The organism is Pseudoalteromonas sp. SCSIO 43095 (genome assembly GCF_023650455.1).
GTDB classification, from domain to species: domain Bacteria; phylum Pseudomonadota; class Gammaproteobacteria; order Enterobacterales; family Alteromonadaceae; genus Pseudoalteromonas; species Pseudoalteromonas tetraodonis.
This window is the reverse complement of record NZ_CP087995.1, coordinates 2,279,912-2,295,980: the sequence shown is the minus strand read 5'-3', so window position 1 is coordinate 2,295,980 and position 16,069 is coordinate 2,279,912. Positions and strand designations below refer to the sequence as shown.

The 16,069-nt window shown below is 40.7% G+C and carries 10 protein-coding genes, 5 tRNA genes and 1 other RNA gene; 14 read left to right on the top strand and 2 right to left on the bottom strand.

Translation table 11 applies throughout. The features are described from left to right. Positions 1 to 8 precede the first annotated feature (8 nt). Together mutY and LOC50_RS10800 are read left to right on the top strand one after the other, a co-directional pair. Complete coding sequence (gene mutY / locus LOC50_RS10805; protein ID WP_069439185.1) at positions 9 to 1,070, top strand: A/G-specific adenine glycosylase; 1,062 nt, start codon at positions 9 to 11, stop codon at positions 1,068 to 1,070. A gap of 33 nt (positions 1,071 to 1,103) precedes the next feature. After that, positions 1,104 to 1,376 carry an oxidative damage protection protein gene (locus tag LOC50_RS10800; RefSeq protein ID WP_013464143.1) on the top strand — a complete coding sequence of 91 codons (273 nt, stop codon included), beginning with the start codon at positions 1,104 to 1,106 and terminating at the stop codon, positions 1,374 to 1,376. Between the two features lie 56 nt (positions 1,377 to 1,432). On the opposite strand, the gene LOC50_RS10795 is transcribed toward LOC50_RS10800, so the two are convergent. Further along, the gene (locus tag LOC50_RS10795; protein WP_250653209.1) at positions 1,433 to 4,216 is read right to left on the bottom strand and encodes an ATP-binding protein; all 2,784 of its coding nucleotides are present in this window, start codon (positions 4,214 to 4,216) and stop codon (positions 1,433 to 1,435) included. Between the two features lie 306 nt (positions 4,217 to 4,522). Here LOC50_RS10795 and LOC50_RS10790 point away from each other — a divergent pair. The 8 genes from LOC50_RS10790 (at position 4,523) to LOC50_RS10755 (ending at position 11,109) form a co-directional block, all read left to right on the top strand. Then, positions 4,523 to 4,598 (top strand) — tRNA-Phe (locus LOC50_RS10790). Between the two features lie 72 nt (positions 4,599 to 4,670). Next, positions 4,671 to 4,746 (top strand) — tRNA-Thr (locus tag LOC50_RS10785). A gap of 48 nt (positions 4,747 to 4,794) precedes the next feature. Continuing rightward, positions 4,795 to 4,870: transfer RNA gene (locus LOC50_RS10780), tRNA-Phe, on the top strand. Positions 4,871 to 4,929: 59 nt separating this feature from the next. Next, positions 4,930 to 5,005, top strand: a tRNA-Thr gene (locus tag LOC50_RS10775). 39 nt (positions 5,006 to 5,044) lie between these two features. Next, positions 5,045 to 5,120: transfer RNA gene (locus LOC50_RS10770), tRNA-Phe, on the top strand. Positions 5,121 to 5,426: 306 nt separating this feature from the next. Further along, positions 5,427 to 6,836 carry a TolC family protein gene (locus tag LOC50_RS10765; protein ID WP_036980074.1) on the top strand — a complete coding sequence of 470 codons (1,410 nt, stop codon included), beginning with the start codon at positions 5,427 to 5,429 and terminating at the stop codon, positions 6,834 to 6,836. Then, a complete protein-coding gene (locus LOC50_RS10760) occupies positions 6,833 to 8,029 on the top strand; it encodes an efflux RND transporter periplasmic adaptor subunit (protein WP_036980072.1) in 1,197 nt (398 codons plus the stop codon). Before LOC50_RS10765 ends, LOC50_RS10760 begins: the two co-directional genes overlap by 4 nt. After that, positions 8,026 to 11,109, top strand: a complete 3,084-nt coding sequence (locus tag LOC50_RS10755) for an efflux RND transporter permease subunit (protein ID WP_214552755.1) — start codon at positions 8,026 to 8,028, stop codon at positions 11,107 to 11,109. The genes LOC50_RS10760 and LOC50_RS10755 overlap by 4 nt, the downstream gene beginning before the upstream one ends. A 164-nt stretch (positions 11,110 to 11,273) precedes the next feature. On the opposite strand, the gene ssrS is transcribed toward LOC50_RS10755, so the two are convergent. Continuing rightward, positions 11,274 to 11,457, bottom strand: a non-coding RNA gene (ssrS, locus tag LOC50_RS10750) — 6S RNA. 225 nt (positions 11,458 to 11,682) lie between these two features. Here ssrS and LOC50_RS10745 point away from each other — a divergent pair. The 4 genes from LOC50_RS10745 to LOC50_RS10730 are packed head-to-tail and all read left to right on the top strand — an operon-like array spanning position 11,683 to position 15,970. Next, entirely contained in the window at positions 11,683 to 12,246 is a 564-nt protein-coding gene (locus LOC50_RS10745; protein WP_024600851.1) for a UPF0149 family protein, read from the top strand. A 36-nt stretch (positions 12,247 to 12,282) separates the two neighbouring features. Beyond that, positions 12,283 to 13,605, top strand: a complete 1,323-nt coding sequence (gene pepP / locus LOC50_RS10740) for a Xaa-Pro aminopeptidase (protein WP_250653208.1) — start codon at positions 12,283 to 12,285, stop codon at positions 13,603 to 13,605. A gap of 14 nt (positions 13,606 to 13,619) precedes the next feature. Beyond that, positions 13,620 to 14,807: a 2-octaprenyl-6-methoxyphenyl hydroxylase gene (ubiH, locus tag LOC50_RS10735; RefSeq protein ID WP_250653207.1), complete on the top strand. Its 1,188-nt coding sequence runs from the start codon at positions 13,620 to 13,622 to the stop codon at positions 14,805 to 14,807. Then, a complete protein-coding gene (locus LOC50_RS10730) occupies positions 14,804 to 15,970 on the top strand; it encodes an FAD-dependent monooxygenase (RefSeq protein ID WP_250653206.1) in 1,167 nt (388 codons plus the stop codon). The genes ubiH and LOC50_RS10730 overlap by 4 nt, the downstream gene beginning before the upstream one ends. Positions 15,971 to 16,069: the final 99 nt, after the last annotated feature.

Here is a 16,069-nt window from a genome sequence, read left to right as displayed (position 1 = left end):
AAGTAAATATGTTGGATTTAAAAAAGCAGCAGTCTGATTGGTTTTCTAACCAAGTAGTTGATTGGTATCATCTCTATGGGCGCAAAACATTGCCATGGCAATTAGCTAAAACACCTTATAAAGTATGGGTGTCTGAGGTGATGCTGCAGCAAACCCAAGTTGTGACTGTTATTCCTTATTTCGAAAAGTTTATGCAAAGCTTTCCCGATATTATTGCTTTAGCAAATGCTGATGAAGATCAGGTTCTGCATCACTGGACTGGTCTAGGTTACTATGCACGCGCGCGCAACTTACATAAAACGGCCAAAATAGTGCGAGACAAATATCAAGGCCAGTTTCCCAGCACACTTGAAGAGGTAATGAATTTACCCGGAATAGGGCGCTCCACTGCCGGTGCTGTTTTATCTTTATCTTTGGGGCAGCATCATCCTATTCTTGATGGTAATGTTAAAAGAGTGCTTGCGCGATTTTTCATGGTTGAAGGTTGGTATGGCGTCAAAAAGGTAGAAAATCAGCTGTGGCATTTAAGTGAACAACTCACCCCTAAAAATAATGTGACTGAGTTTAATCAAGCTATGATGGATTTAGGGGCAAGCCTTTGTTCACGAAGTCGTTTTGACTGTGAAGCATGCCCGTTAAAAACACAATGTGGTGCTTTTAATGCGGGTAAGGTTAAAGAGTTTCCACATTCTAAACCTAAAAAAGCAGTGCCTAAAAAAAGTTGTCATCAGTTAATCATTAAACATAACGACAAAGTACTCATGGAAAAACGCCCAAGTAGTGGCATTTGGGGGGGATTATTTGGGTTTTTTGAATTTAATGAGCACAGTGAGCTCGATACTTTTTTAGCACAGCAAGGGCTAAAAAGTGAGCTTGAGATATTAGCGCCTTTTAGCCATGTGTTCTCACATTTTGAGCTAACCATAAACCCACATGTGCTCAATGTTCAGCAAATCCCTGATGTGGTGAACGACAAGCAATTAATATGGTATCCACTTGATCAATCAATAGAGGTGGGTTTAGCTGCACCGACTAAAAAGTTGGTTAAACAAATGAGCCCAATAGGTTAAACTAGCAGCATTTAGCGTTAGAGAGAATAAATCATGGCACGTACTGTATTTTGTCAAAAGTTACAAAAAGAAGCTGAAGGCCTTGGATTTCAACTTTATCCTGGGGAAATTGGCGAAAAGATTTTTAATAATATATCTAAAGAAGCATGGGGACAGTGGCAGCATAAACAAACGATGCTGATCAACGAAAAGCATTTAAATATGATGGACCCAGAACATCGTACCTTTTTAGAAGAGCAAATGGTTGGCTTTTTATTTGAAGGAAAAGAGGTTGAGATTGAAGGCTATAAGCCAGTAGAAAAATAATCGTTAAAAAAGGGCTAAAAAGCCCTTTTTTGTTGTGCATACCTATGAGCAGTTAGTTAAATCAAGTCATCTTGTTGATCGTGGTTTCTAATTTGTTCTTTTAAAAATTGTGCTGCTCTTGAATATTCAATTTCGAGCTCATCTCTCATCTCAATTAACTCATCGGCATTGATTTCATCAGCCTTACACTTATCCTCAAATGACTGCGCTAGATCAGCCACAATATTAGCCCCCACTGTTTTTGATATAGATTTCAATTGATGGCAGGCAGCTATAATTTCACTTTGACTCTTTTGTAGTACCGCAAAGTTGATTGATTTAATTTGTTCTTGGCTTTGCTCTAAATACATTTTAAAGAAGCGAATTTTTTTAGCATCATCGCCATTTATATATTTGTTGGCAGACTCCATGTTAATAGGCATGGCTGGCTTTTCAGCTGAGCTAATTTGTTTTGGCTGTTTATTATCTAAATCGCTCCATTGATTTAATATGTCTTCAAGCGCATTTAACTCAATCGGTTTAGTTATAAAGTCATTAATTCCCACAGCTAAACAGCGCTCTCTTTCGCCTTTTAAGGCATTGGCTGTTACAGCAATAATATAAGGTTGGGCATCGATTGCTTCTAACAGTGCCGCTTCCTCTCTAATCTTTTCAACCATATCGTAGCCAGACATTTTCGGCATATGTAAATCGGTTAGGATGAGCGAATAGCTGTTTTTACGCCACATCTCTATGCCTTCCTCACCATTATTCGCTACTTCCACACTATACCCTAGTATGTGTAACTGTTCGGTAAGTACCTCTTGGTTTAGTAAGTTATCTTCTACCAATAAAACAAGCCTATTTGCAGCGAGTGCTTCTTCTGAATTTAAATAATGATTCATGCTTTTAGCTTTTTTTATTTGCTTAGGTTTATGTAAGCCCGCCGCAACCAAAATTGAAAGCATAAAGTTAGATTTGCACAGTGGTGAAGCATTAATATAAAAAATATTTTTATGATTAATAACGGCTTCATCCAGCTTACTTAACACCACCATTTGCTGATTATTATCTTCTAGTGAGTAAAGTAAACTTCTCAGCAAAGTGCTAATGCTACTCATGTCATCAATACCATCAACAACCCAAATAATATCCTTTGTGTCTTGATGAGCTTCTATATCATTTTGCTCATGGGTATAGGTTATTTTGGCCCCCATAAATGATAAGTAACGATAAATTACCTTGCCGCGTTCAGCATTGTCACTAACAACAACGACATGTTTACCATTTAGTGTATTTTTATGGGCAAATTCAGTTTTACCTGCCGTTGAAAAAGGCAGTTCAACGGTAAACTCACTACCAATCCCTTCATGGCTTGTAACATGTATAGTACCAAGCATTAGCTCGGTTAAGCTTTTACAAATTGAAAGCCCAAGCCCTGTACCGCCAAATTCTCGGGTAATTGAGCTTTCAGCTTGAGTAAATGGGCTGAATATTTTCCTTAATTGAGACTGACTCATTCCTTTACCGTTATCAACTACACAAAAACGTAGCGTAAAATGATCGGCAGTATTATGTGCCACTTCAACCGATATTTTCACCCTACCTTGGGTTGAGCCATTGGTGCTGGTAAATTTAATGGCATTACTGCATAAGTTATAGAGTACTTGGCGAACTCTGACTGAGTCGCCCATGAGGTTATTAGGAATATCGGGTGCAATTGATAAATCGAGTTCTAGGTGACGATTTTTTGCAACTGACGATAACACCTTTGCAACTTCTTCTAGTGTATCTGCAACAGAAAAGGGAGTCGGGTCTATATTGAGCTTTCCTGCTTCAATTTTAGAAAAATCCAAAATATCATCTAAGATACTTAGCAGCGAGAATGCAGATTCACGAATAATTGTACTTAAACGTTGCTGTGCACCATCAAGTTCTGTTTGACGAAGTAAATCAATGGTACCGATTACGCCATTCATTGGTGTTCTTATTTCATGGCTCATAGTGGCTAAAAAGGTGGTTTTAGTTTCACTGGCTTTTAGCGCTTTTTGCGTTTGTTTTTCTAACTCAAAGGTTCTGTTTTGTACTTCTGTTTCAAGGCTTGTTTGTAATTTTTTTAATTCTTTTTTCGCCGCTTGATCGTCAGCTTGAACCTTACTCACCTTTTTGAGTAACAAATTAACTTGTTGAGCTACCGTTTCTAAACCACCCTCTAGTTGCTCATTTAGGGTACTTTGATAGTTATCGTTTTGCGTAATTTCTTTTAGTTCTTGAGTAAGTGAATCTGTATTTTTATGTAATCGCTTGTTAATGTATTTATTCAACATGAATGCTAATACAAACAGCACCACCAGTGCAGCAAAGGCTACAATATAGGCATTTAGTGGTGAGTGTTGATTTGATGGTGTAACTGAGGACTGTGTTTGCTCAATAATAAGCTCTCCAATTATCTGCCCCTCTGATGAGATTAAATGATGAAGAGTATTTTGTTCTTTAATATATTTATTAACAGCTAAAGGCGCAATTGCTTTACTGTTATTGCTATAAACTAACTCGGCTTGATTATTGGCATTAAAACGGTGGAGCGTATATTTATAATCATCATTGAGTAAGGTGGTCATATCGAGTAATTGCGTGACCTTGTCTTGCTCGTATATTGTTAATGCTTCTGCTAAAGGCTGATCAAGACGCTCAGCAAGTTTTGTTAACGATAAAGTAGAGGTTGGAGCAGATGCGTTGTTATCAGCATTGCCTTGTGAATAAAGCACAAAGGCGACTACAAATAATGCGGTTATTATAAGGTTACTAACTAAGAATAAAGGTAGTAGGCCTTTTATTGCTGAAGAGGGCTTGCTCTGCATGAGTTTTCCTGTGGTCTTATTATTAAAACGGTAAGCCTGTACCGAAAGTTATTATTCAATCGTAACACCTAAAAAAAATAATTCACTACGTTTTTTAAACTCTTTTGTTGGATAAATACACTGTATTAACGAAAATAGCCTCGAGTTGTTTGAAAACCGTTCAAACGATTATAAAGAATAAAAAAAAAGTTGACTTGTAGGGGCAAAACTCGTTTAATACGCCGCACGCCCAGATAGCCAGTTAGTAGAGCTAGCTGGGAATTGCATTAAAAATCAGTTAAGATTTTTAATTAGCACTGTTTAAGTGCCTCGATAGCTCAGTTGGTAGAGCAGAGGATTGAAAATCCTCGTGTCCCTGGTTCGATTCCGGGTCGAGGCACCATTATTAAAGTAATAGTGTTTCAAATCATAAGATTAAACGTTATTACACGTGCCTTAGCACACAGTTTAGTGTGCCGACTTAGCTCAGCTGGTAGAGCAACTGACTTGTAATCAGTAGGTCAACCGTTCGACTCGGTTAGTCGGCACCATTTATAAAAGTGAAATTGCTCAAAGCAGTTCACTAGCACTGTTTAAGTGCCTCGATAGCTCAGTTGGTAGAGCAGAGGATTGAAAATCCTCGTGTCCCTGGTTCGATTCCGGGTCGAGGCACCATTTATTAAAAGTTATCAATCTTTAAAATTGATAAAGTGCCTTAGCACACAGTTTAGTGTGCCGACTTAGCTCAGCTGGTAGAGCAACTGACTTGTAATCAGTAGGTCAACCGTTCGACTCGGTTAGTCGGCACCATTTATTTAAATAGTTAATTTAACTATTGCACTGTTTAGTGCCTCGATAGCTCAGTTGGTAGAGCAGAGGATTGAAAATCCTCGTGTCCCTGGTTCGATTCCGGGTCGAGGCACCATTTATACAAAGCCTCGCATATGCGGGGCTTTTTTGTTTCTAAGTTTTTTCTATCCTGCTCTATTTTTCTAGCACGTCATAAACAGTAAGTCCCTCTGTCCTTTTCATACCTCTTTGAGAACTTTATTCAGCTTTTTTGGCTAAAAATTAGGTTGTTTATTGATTTGTGATCAATATGTTAATGATTGGCGTATCTACGGCATTTATAATTTCATCGCAAAGTATGTAATGTTATGTAAAGTCAATTGAGCAACGTTTGCTAAAGTGCTTGAATAACATTCATAAATAGCATTAATCAGGTTTAAACATGATGTGGCAATATAAGCCATCTTTATTGGCAATAAGTATTATGCTGCTGAGTGGTTGTACGAGTAACTTAAACCCGCAACTACGTGAGCAAGCACCGAATACACTCCCAGATCAGTGGCAACAAACAGCTGTTGAATCAGTAGTTGCTGTCAACGACATATGGTTTAATAAACTTGCTTCACCAACAGTAAAGCAGCTAGTTACTCAAGCGCTAAAAAACAATCAGCAACTATTGCAAAACCGTTTTGATGTAGAAATACAAAAACAGCAATTAATTGTCACCGGTGCCGCTTTATGGCCCAGTTTAGATATTTCAACGCGAGTAGGGCGAAGCAAAGATAATCGTCCGGTTAGTTATAATAACTCAAGCTCTGTATCGTTAGAGTTAGGTTATGAAATTGATTTATGGGGTAAACTCTCGGATGCAAAGCGTAGAGACAACCTCAACTACCTTGCTCAGCAAGCTCGCTATGAGCAAACTAAACAACAGCTTATTGCAGATGTTATAACAAATTGGTTTAACTTAATCAGTGCAGAGCAATTACTTGATTTGTTTAAGCGCAGAGAAGCTAACGCCCAGCAAAACCTCGAGATTATTGAGTCGGGTTATCGCCAAGGTTTAAATGAAGCGTTAGATGTTTATTTAGCTCGCAATGAGTTAAACAATGAACGCTCTCGTATAGCAACCCAAAAAGCAAATTTGACTCAAGCTGCACGTAGCCTTGAGCGTTTATTGGGGGAGTATCCAAAAGGATTGATAGCAGCGAATAACGACCTACCTGTAATTAATGACGACATGCCCCTTGGTTTACCGTCGGAGCTTATTACTCGCAAACCTGCGTTGCGTGCTAGTTGGTATCAGTTATTAGCCAGCGACGCTTCGCTTGCGTATGCGCATAAACAGCGTTTTCCGAGTTTAAATTTAGCGGCAGGTTTAAGCGATAGCACTAACAGGGTAAGCGACTTATTTTCTGCTTCAAGTCTTGCGTGGTCACTTATTGGTAGCATTTCAGCGCCTATTTTTGACGCTGGGCGACTTGCTGCGAACGAGGAAATAGCCAGTTTACAAACGCAAAAGCAAGAGCAAGCCTATCTGCAATCTTTATATGATGCATTTGGTGATGTTGAAAATGCTATTACCCTACAACAATCTTTAAAGGCACGCTACCAAAGCACCTTGCAGGCACAAGAAAATGCCTTAGCAGCAGAGCAATTATCGTTTGAACAATATCAAAGTGGTTTAGTGAGCTACACCACCGTATTAGATGCACAAGCACGCTCGTTTGATGCACAAAGTTCACTGATTGAAATTAAAAACCAATTACTCACAAATCGCATTAAATTACATGTTGCTCTTGGGGGCGACTTTGCAAAATCAAGATCCGCACAGGATGAGCAAGCACTATGAAACTCAACAAACAAAAAATAATTGTTCCCGCTGCTATCATTATAGCGACCATTTTTTCGGTGATGTTTATTAAAGGAAACCCGCCTAAAGCATCACGTTTTTCAGCACCGCCAAAAGCAAAAATTAATGTAGCGGTAAAACCATTGCAGTTAATTGACTACCCCGTTGAAATTGATAGCTTTGGTACGGTTAAACCACGAACTCAAAGTATGTTGGTGGCTCAGGTTTCTGGGCTGATTATTGATATAAATGAGCAGTTCCGCGAAGGCGGTTTTTTTGAAAAAGGCGATGTGTTACTTCAGTTAGATGATCGCGATTTAAAAGCAGAAGTTAAATCAGCACAAGCTAATTTGCTCAATGCCGAGCAAAACTTATTAGAAGAGCAAGCGCGAGGCCGACAAGCGCTTACTGATTGGCAACGTTTAGGCAATGAGTCTGAACCGAGTATTTTAGTACTTAGAAAGCCACAGCTAGCTGCAGCGCAAGCACAGGTTTTGTCAGCACAAGCACAATTGGAAAGAGCGCAACTAAATCTTGAACGTACTAAAATTAAAGCCCCTTATGCTGGGCGAGTATTAAACCGCAGCGTTGACTTAGGTCAGGTGGTATCTAACAATATGCAGTTGGCGACAATTTATGCAACCGACAGTGTTGAAATACGCTTACCGATAAAGAATAAAGATCTGCCTTTTATTAATTTACCTGAGCAATATCGAGATGGTGCTAAAAATCAGCGTGGCTCAGCGGTTAATTTCACTTCAGATTTAATTGGCGAGCAACAATGGCAAGGCCAACTTATTCGTACTGAGGGCGCAATAGATGAAAGTGCTCAGCAATTGTATGTGGTGGCTAAAATTAATGACCCTTATAAATCAACCAGTGATAATCAATACCCAGTAAAAATAGGGCAATACGTTAAAGCTAAAATTAATGGCAAAGTCGCCTCTCAGGTACTCGTTATTCCCAATAGTGCGATATATCAAGGCAGTTATGTTTATGTGGTTGAAAATGGCACACTACAGCGTAAAAATATTGCTTTAGCGTGGCAAAATGCGCTGCAAGGCATTGTGAGTAAAGGTCTTGAAGCGGGTAGTCAATTAGTGCTGACGCCACTGGGTCAAGTGAGTTCAGGTACGCCAGTGCAGATAATGGATGCGACTCTTAAAGCACAAAAACCAGGAGAGCAGCCATGATCGCTTGGTTTACACGTAATCATGTGGCTGCCAACTTACTGCTAATTAGTATTGTGTTGGGCGGCCTATTCAGCCTGTCTTCTAAGTTACCGTTAGAGGTGTTTCCCTCGTTTGTTTCTGATCGTATAAATATTAGTGTGAGTTTACGCGGTTCAACCCCAGAAGATGCTGAAAAAGGGGTCACCATACGAATAGAAGAAGCATTACAAGATCTCGAAGGTATTAAACAAATATCGAGCCGCTCTTCTGAGGGGTCATCACAAGTGAGCGTTGAGGTTGACACTGGCTACGACGAGCGTGAATTGTTAGCGGATATAAAGAGCCGTGTCGATGCTATTAATACCTTTCCAGCCGATGCAGAAAAACCAGTAATAGGGTTAATCCAGCGTAAGCGTGAAGTAATAGCAGTCACTGTTTCAAGTGACTACAACGAAAAAGAAACCCTAGAATATGCAGAGCAAGTCCGTGATGAATTGCTGCGTATTCCGGCGATTACCCAAGTTGAACTTAGTGGCGTACGTAATTATGAGCTGGCAATCGAAGTAAGCCAAGATACGCTGCGCCAATACGATTTAACCTTGGCGCAAATATCCAGTGCCATTGCCAATTCAAGTTCTGATATTTCAGCAGGAAACCTTAAAACAGAGGGCGGCGATGTACTTATTCGCTCTAAAGGGCAAGCTTACCGCAAAGATGAATTTGCAAGCATTGTGATAAAAAATCAAGCCGATGGCACTATTATTCGCTTAAGTGATATTGCAACCATTAACGATGATTTTGAAGAAACCCCCGTGCGCACCCGCTTTAATGGCAAACAAGCCGCATTTATTGATGTGTACCGCATTGGTCCGCAAAGTGCGATAGAAGTGGCCGATGCAGTTAAAAACTATATTACCAGTGAGCAAGCTAATTTACCGCAAGGGTTTTATTTAAGCTATTGGGATGATGACTCTGAGGTAGTAAAAAGCCGTATTGCTACCCTAACTAGCAATGCTTTACAGGGCGGTATTTTGGTACTGGGGTTACTGACATTATTTTTAAGACCTGCCATCGCGTTTTGGGTATTTATTGGTATTCCGGTTTCATTTATGGGCGCGTTTATGGCAATGGCCGCCTTTGGCGTGACCATAAATGTGATCAGCTTATTTGGTTTTATATTGGTGCTAGGGATTGTGGTGGACGATGCCATTGTTACCGGTGAAAACGTGTATACCCATTTAAAAACTGCCAAATCGGGCGAAGAGGCTGCTATAAAAGGAACTCAAGAAGTAGCCACGCCAGTTACATTTGGCGTGTTAACCACCGTGGCCGCTTTTTTACCGTTAGGTTTTATAGAAGGCGCACGAGGCGCTATTTTTGCGCAAATTCCGGTGGTGGTTATTCCGGTATTATTGTTTTCATTGATTGAATCTAAATTTGTGCTGCCAGCGCATTTAAAATATATCAAACTGCGCCAGCAAAAAGGCAAAGGTTCTAAATTAGAGCAACTCCAACAACGTTTTGCAGATGGTTTTGAGCATGCCATTTTAAAATATTACCAACCCGTATTAGGGCTAGCGCTACGCAACAAACTGGCCACAGTCAGTTTATTTATGGGCGTGTTTTTAATTATTTTAACCATGCTCACCAGTGGTTGGACTAAGTTTATTTTCTTCCCACGTATTCCCAGTGAAACAGTTCGGGTTAATTTAACTTTTCCTGCGGGAACACCGTTTGAAGTCACGAATAAATACATTATTGATATGTCAGATAAAGCCAGAGAGCTTCAGCGTAAGTATCAAGATGAAGAAACAGGGCAAAGTATTATCCTTAATATTTTAGCCAGCACTGGCGGGCGAGGCGGTGCGGCTAATTCGGGTAGTGTGCGCTTTGAAATCACCCCAGCAGAACAACGAGAGTCTGATATTGGTTCGCGTGAGTTGGTAAAAGAGTGGCGGCAATTAATAGGGGTGATCCCAGGGGCTGAAAGTCTCACATTTAGAGCAGAAATAGGTAGAAGCTCAAACCCAATTGATATTCAATTATCGGGTAATTCCATAACCACACTGCAAACAGTGGCTGAGCAAATTAAACAACGATTGGCCACTTATCCAAGCGTGTTTGATATTGCCGATAGCATGTCTGATGGTAAAGAAGAGCTACAAATAGAGCTAACAGAGCAAGGGCTTGCACTTGGATTAAATAGAGTTGATGTATCAAGACAAGTGCGTAACTCGTTTTTTGGTGTACAAGTACAGCGCATTCAACGCGGGCGTGATGATGTGCGCGTTATGGTGCGCTTACCTATAGATGAAAGGCGCTCAGTTGCTGATTTAAAAGATATATTAATACAAACGCCTAATGGTGGGCGAGTGCCGCTGTCACACGTGGCCACTTTAGTACCTGGTCAAAGCCCATCAACCATTACCCGTATTGATCGTTACCGTACACTTAATGTGTCGGCGGATGTAGAAAAAACCGATACCAATATGACCGTGCTTCAAGCTGATTTAAAAACCTACTTAGATGAACTGGTGCAACAATACCCAGGTGTAAGCCATTCATTAGAAGGTGAAGCCAAAGAGCAGCGCGAATCGTTTGGTTCGTTACTGTGGGGAATGGTATTTGTATTTTTTGTAATTTATGGGTTGCTCGCAATTCCCTTTAAATCGTACTTACAACCACTGGTGGTGATGAGCATTATTCCTTTTGGCATGATTGGCGCAGTAATTGGCCATTGGATCATGGCTATGGAGCTTACCATTATGAGTTTGCTGGGAATGCTCGCGTTAATTGGGGTCGTGGTGAACGACTCGTTAGTATTGGTTGATTTCATTAATAAAAAGCGCAGTGAAGGGCTCGATTTAATGGAAGCTGTTAAAACCGCCGGCGTAGCGCGTTTTCGCCCGGTTATGCTAACTAGTTTAACCACTTTTATAGGCTTAATGCCGCTGCTGTTTGAAAAGGCAACTCAGGCTCAGTTTTTAATTCCTATGGCAGTAAGCCTAGGTTTTGGGATTATATTTGCGACCTTTATAACTTTATTACTCGTTCCGGTTAACTATATGCTGATGGAGCGCTTTCAAGGTTGGTTTAAGTAAGTGCAGACTACATAGATAAGTAGAGTTCTCAGACACTAAGTTTCAGGTACTAGTAAGTAAAGCATCGGACTGTAAAAATTCAGTTCGGTGTTTTTTTATAATAACTAGGTGATTAATAAAACAAGGGTATAAAAGTAATTGCTGAGGGATTTAAGTTATTGGAGGTGTTCCCCGAGAATGCGGTGCCCGGTGTCAGTCCTGAAACCTTGAGGTTTCAGGGCGGAAATCTGCGGTTTACCGTAGGCTTCTCGGTACATGCCGAGCTTGCACAATAGTAGACGAACAAAAATCCTGGTATAAAATTTATCGGCTCAGGGACTTAACCAAGCTCCTGCACCCCAGGGAACAAATTCAGTATATAAGACATATTCCAATCCTTAAACCCCAAACGCAAAAAATTAAACCGTTCGCTCAGTTTTCCTGCAAATTTAATCTTGTATTTACTTTTAAGATTGCTTTTTGAACTTAATCAGCTTTTCAATCGCTTGCTTTTGACCTCAGTCATAGAATTCATTGGAGTTGCTTTTTATCGAGTGGTAGCATTGCTTTAATTAGCAAAGCGAAGACGTCATTATGAATAACTTACCAGATTACGAAAAAGCCCAACTTCTTTTAGAGAAAAACGAAATATTTGTATCACCTGCTGAAGCGCATGGCGTTATTAGCGGTTTACTTGCTTGTGGGCTAAGCATTGACGATAAAGAATACTTAGGCTTACTGAGCGACGTATTTAATGATGGCGAGTCGTTTAGCAACGATTTAAAACAGTTTTTTGGTAAAGTTTATCAACAAGTTGTTGAAAGCTTTAACAATGAAGAGTTTCAATTTGATTTGTTTTTACCGAGTGATGACGAAACACTCATCGATCAAGCCAATGGGCTCGTATCATGGGTAGCTGGGTTTATGCTGGGCTTTGGCTTAAAGCAAAAAGACTATGGCAAGCTGTCGGCAGATGTAAAAGAAGTGATTAGCGACTTTAGCGAAATTACGCGCCTTGATACAACCTTTGAAGAAACCGAAGAAGATAGCCAAGCACTACATGAAGTGATTGAGTACGTACGCGTATCGGCGTTACTGTGTTTTGCTGAACTTGGCAAAGAGCAAAACCCACAAAGCAACAAAAAAACACTGCATTAATTTAGTAATACAACAAAAGTAATGGGTTAGTTATTAATGGTTGAAATACAAAAGTCAGAGTTTAAAGCGCGCCGCGAGCGTTTATTGGCGGCAATGGATAGCAACAGTATTGCGATAATTCCTGCTGCAACCGAGCTCACACGTAGCCGAGATACTCATTATCCGTTTCGACAAGACAGTGACTTTTTTTACTTAACTGGTTTTAACGAACCCGATGCGGTATTGGTGTTATGCAAAGACAGTGATACGCCTTCTATATTGTTTTGTTTAGATAAAGATAAACTTGCAGAGGTATGGCACGGCAGGCGCATTGGTTTTGAAAAAGCGCAAAGCGAATACTTATTCGACAAAACTTATGCATTAAGTGAACTAAACGAACAATTATTGAATTTGGTGAACGGCCAACAGATTTTATTTTATGCACAAGGGACGTATCCTGCCTTTGATGGCAAAGTATTTTCAATGCTTAACACTTTGCGCAGTGCCCCTAAAAAAGGGGATACAGCACCGAGTACAATTAAAGATATTCGCCCTTTATTGCATGAAATGCGCTTATTTAAATCGCCAGGCGAAATTAACATTATGCGTGAGGGCTGTGAAATAAGCGCTCGAGCACACATGCGAGCCATGCGTTTTTCCCACGTTGGCGCAACCGAGTTTCAACTAGAGGCAGAGCTTCATCATCACTATGCAATGAACGGTGCGCCACATCCTGCTTATGGCACTATTGTCGGCAGTGGCGATAACGCCAATATTTTGCACTACACCCAAAATAGCGACGTATTAAACAATGGCGACTTAGTACTGATTGATTCAGGTTGTGAGCTACAAGGTTACGCCGCCGATATAACGCGTACTTTCCCCGTTAATGGTAAATTTAGCACCGAGCAAGCTGCGCTTTATAATATTGTACTCAAAGCGCAAGAAGTGGCATTTAGCGAAGTAAAGCCCGGTGGCTACTTATCGCAGGCTAATAAATTAGCTATGCAAGTGCTAACCCAAGGGTTACTCGATTTAGGTATTTTAACCGGCGATTTTGATGAGCTAATGGCGCAAGGAGCCTGTAAAGAATACTACATGCATGGTCTTGGCCATTGGTTAGGACTCGATGTTCACGATGTAGGTGGTTACAAGGTTAATAACCAAGAGCGTGCTTTTGAACCGGGTATGGTACTGACCATTGAACCTGGGCTTTATATTAATAAAGATTCAAACGCACCCAAAAAATACCAAGGCATAGGTATTCGTATTGAAGATAACTTATTAGTAACTGAGTCTGGTCACGAAAACTTAACGATTACCGTGCCTAAAAAAATTAGCGAAATAGAAGCGTTAATGCAAAGCGCTAAAAACGCATAAGCTTGGAGATAAAAGTGGCTAAGCAGTTTGATGTTGTAGTTATTGGCGGTGGTTTAGTGGGCGCAAGTTGCGCACTGAGTATAAGTAAAAAAAATCCCAGCCTACATATTGCCGTGGTTGAAGCAAACCAAGTAACCACAGATTATCACCCAAGTTTTGACGACAGAAGCATCGCACTTGCACAGCAGTCGGTGGAGTATTTACAAAGCCTCAATTTGTTTGAAATAAACGCTCCCTATGCGGCGGCCATAAAAAAAGTCAGTGTGTCAGACAAAGGGCACTTTGGTAAAACCCACATACAGTGTGATGAATTTGCAAAACCCTCATTAGGCTATGTGGTAGAGGTAAACCCATTTGGCAGAGCGCTGCATCAACGTTTAACGCAATCAAATATATCGCTTTTTTGCCCTAATAGCGTAACGGCGATAAAACAAAATGCCGAAAGTAATGAACTGACATTACAAAGTAGTGAAAAACTAAGCGCTAAGCTGTTAGTGATTGCCGACGGTGCACAATCGCCAACCCGTCACTTGCTAGGCTTAGGTTTCAATACCCAGCCTTATGAACAAGGCGCGATTATTGCCAATATAGAAGTGGCTGGTGGACACCATCATCAGGCGTTTGAGCGTTTTACTCAAAACGGCCCAATGGCCTTATTACCCATGAGTAATAACCGCTATTCGTTAGTATGGTGTATGCGTCAAGAGCATATTGAGCAGCATATGGCATTAAGTGAGTCAGACTTTTTAAGCGTACTGCAAACCACCTTTGGTTATCGTGCAGGGCAATTTATAAAAGTCGGTATGCGCGCCAGTTATCCGCTGGTTTATGGGCAAATAGAATCGTTAACAGCGCACCGTACTGTGGTAATAGGTAACGCGGCACATGCCATTCACCCAATTGCAGGTCAAGGCTTTAATTTAGGGCTGCGCGACGTACAAGTGCTTAGTGACTTAATAGCAAACAGTGAACACGATTTAGGTAGTTATGCCTTTACTCGTCAATATTCAATTAAGCGCAGTGATGATATAAACACCGTGATGACATTGACCGATGCCTTGGTTCGACTTTTTTCAAACTCATCACGGGTGTTAGCGCTTGGTCGTAGTATTGGGCTATTTTCAATGGATTTATTCCCCGCATTCAAAGCCCCATTGGCTAAACAGTTAATGGGACAAGTTAAACAAGGTACACGTTTATGAAACAAGTACAGGTTTGTATAGTGGGTGGTGGCTGCGTAGGTTTAACGCTGGCGCTAGGGCTTGCTAAAGCAAATGTCAGCGTGGTTGTGTTAGATGCAGCGCCAACTCAAGCTCCACCGAGTGATGATTATGGCTTACGAGTTAGTGCACTAAGCATTGCCAGCCAAACATTGCTCGAGCAGTTAAATGTATGGCCACACATAATAGCTGAGCGAGCTTGTGCTTATACGCACATGGATGTACGCGATGCCGATAGCTTTGGAAAAATAGCCTTTAATAACGAGCAACTTGAGCTTGACCATTTAGGCCACATAGTTGAAAACGACATTATTCGCTTTGCACTAATAAAAGAGCTTGAGCAGCAAAGTAATGCCACACTCATGTTTAATACCGAGTATCAGCAAATACACCAAAGCGAGTCTGATGTATTTATTAATTTAAAAACTGGCGAACCTATTATTGCTAAGTTGCTGGTGGCGGCTGATGGTGCAAATTCAGCGATTCGTAAACAGTTTAATATGGCACTGAGCTTTAAAGATTACGATCACCATGCGTTAGTAGCGACAGTTAAAACTAAAGAGTCACATGCAAATACCGCACGCCAAGTGTTTTTACCTACAGGGCCGCTAGCGTTCTTGCCATTGAGCGATGAGCATACTCATTCAATTGTGTGGTCTACCAGCCCTAATCATTGTGATGAATTGTTAGCAATGGACGACACCACTTTTAATAAAGCAGTTATGGCTGCAATAGATGGCCAATGCGGTTTATGTGAAGTGCAAAGTAAGCGCGTCGCGTTCCCACTTAAAATGCGTTATGCCCAGCAATGGGTAAATGGCAACGTAGTGCTAATGGGCGATGCAGCGCATACCATTCATCCATTAGCAGGGCTGGGTATGAACCTAGGTCTAAAAGATGCGGCTTATTTAATCGAGCTACTAAGTCAAGACACCAAAGAATTTGCAAGTACGCGCACACTGCGTGATTACGAGCGCACCCGTAAACTCGATGCACAAAAACACATTGCCATGATGCAAGGGCTAAAAGAGCTATTTGAAGGTGCGAATCCAGTTAAAAAGCTTATTCGTGGAGTAGGGTTATCACTCGTTGATAACCTTGGGCCAATCAAACACCTATTCGCTAAAGAAGCGATAGGGAAGTGATAAAGACAAGCGGTCAGTTTTTAGCTGTCAGCTTTCAGCCAAAGAAAAACCGATGTTTAGTTTAAGCATCGGTTTTTTTATAGGCTAATGCTTTTTTTA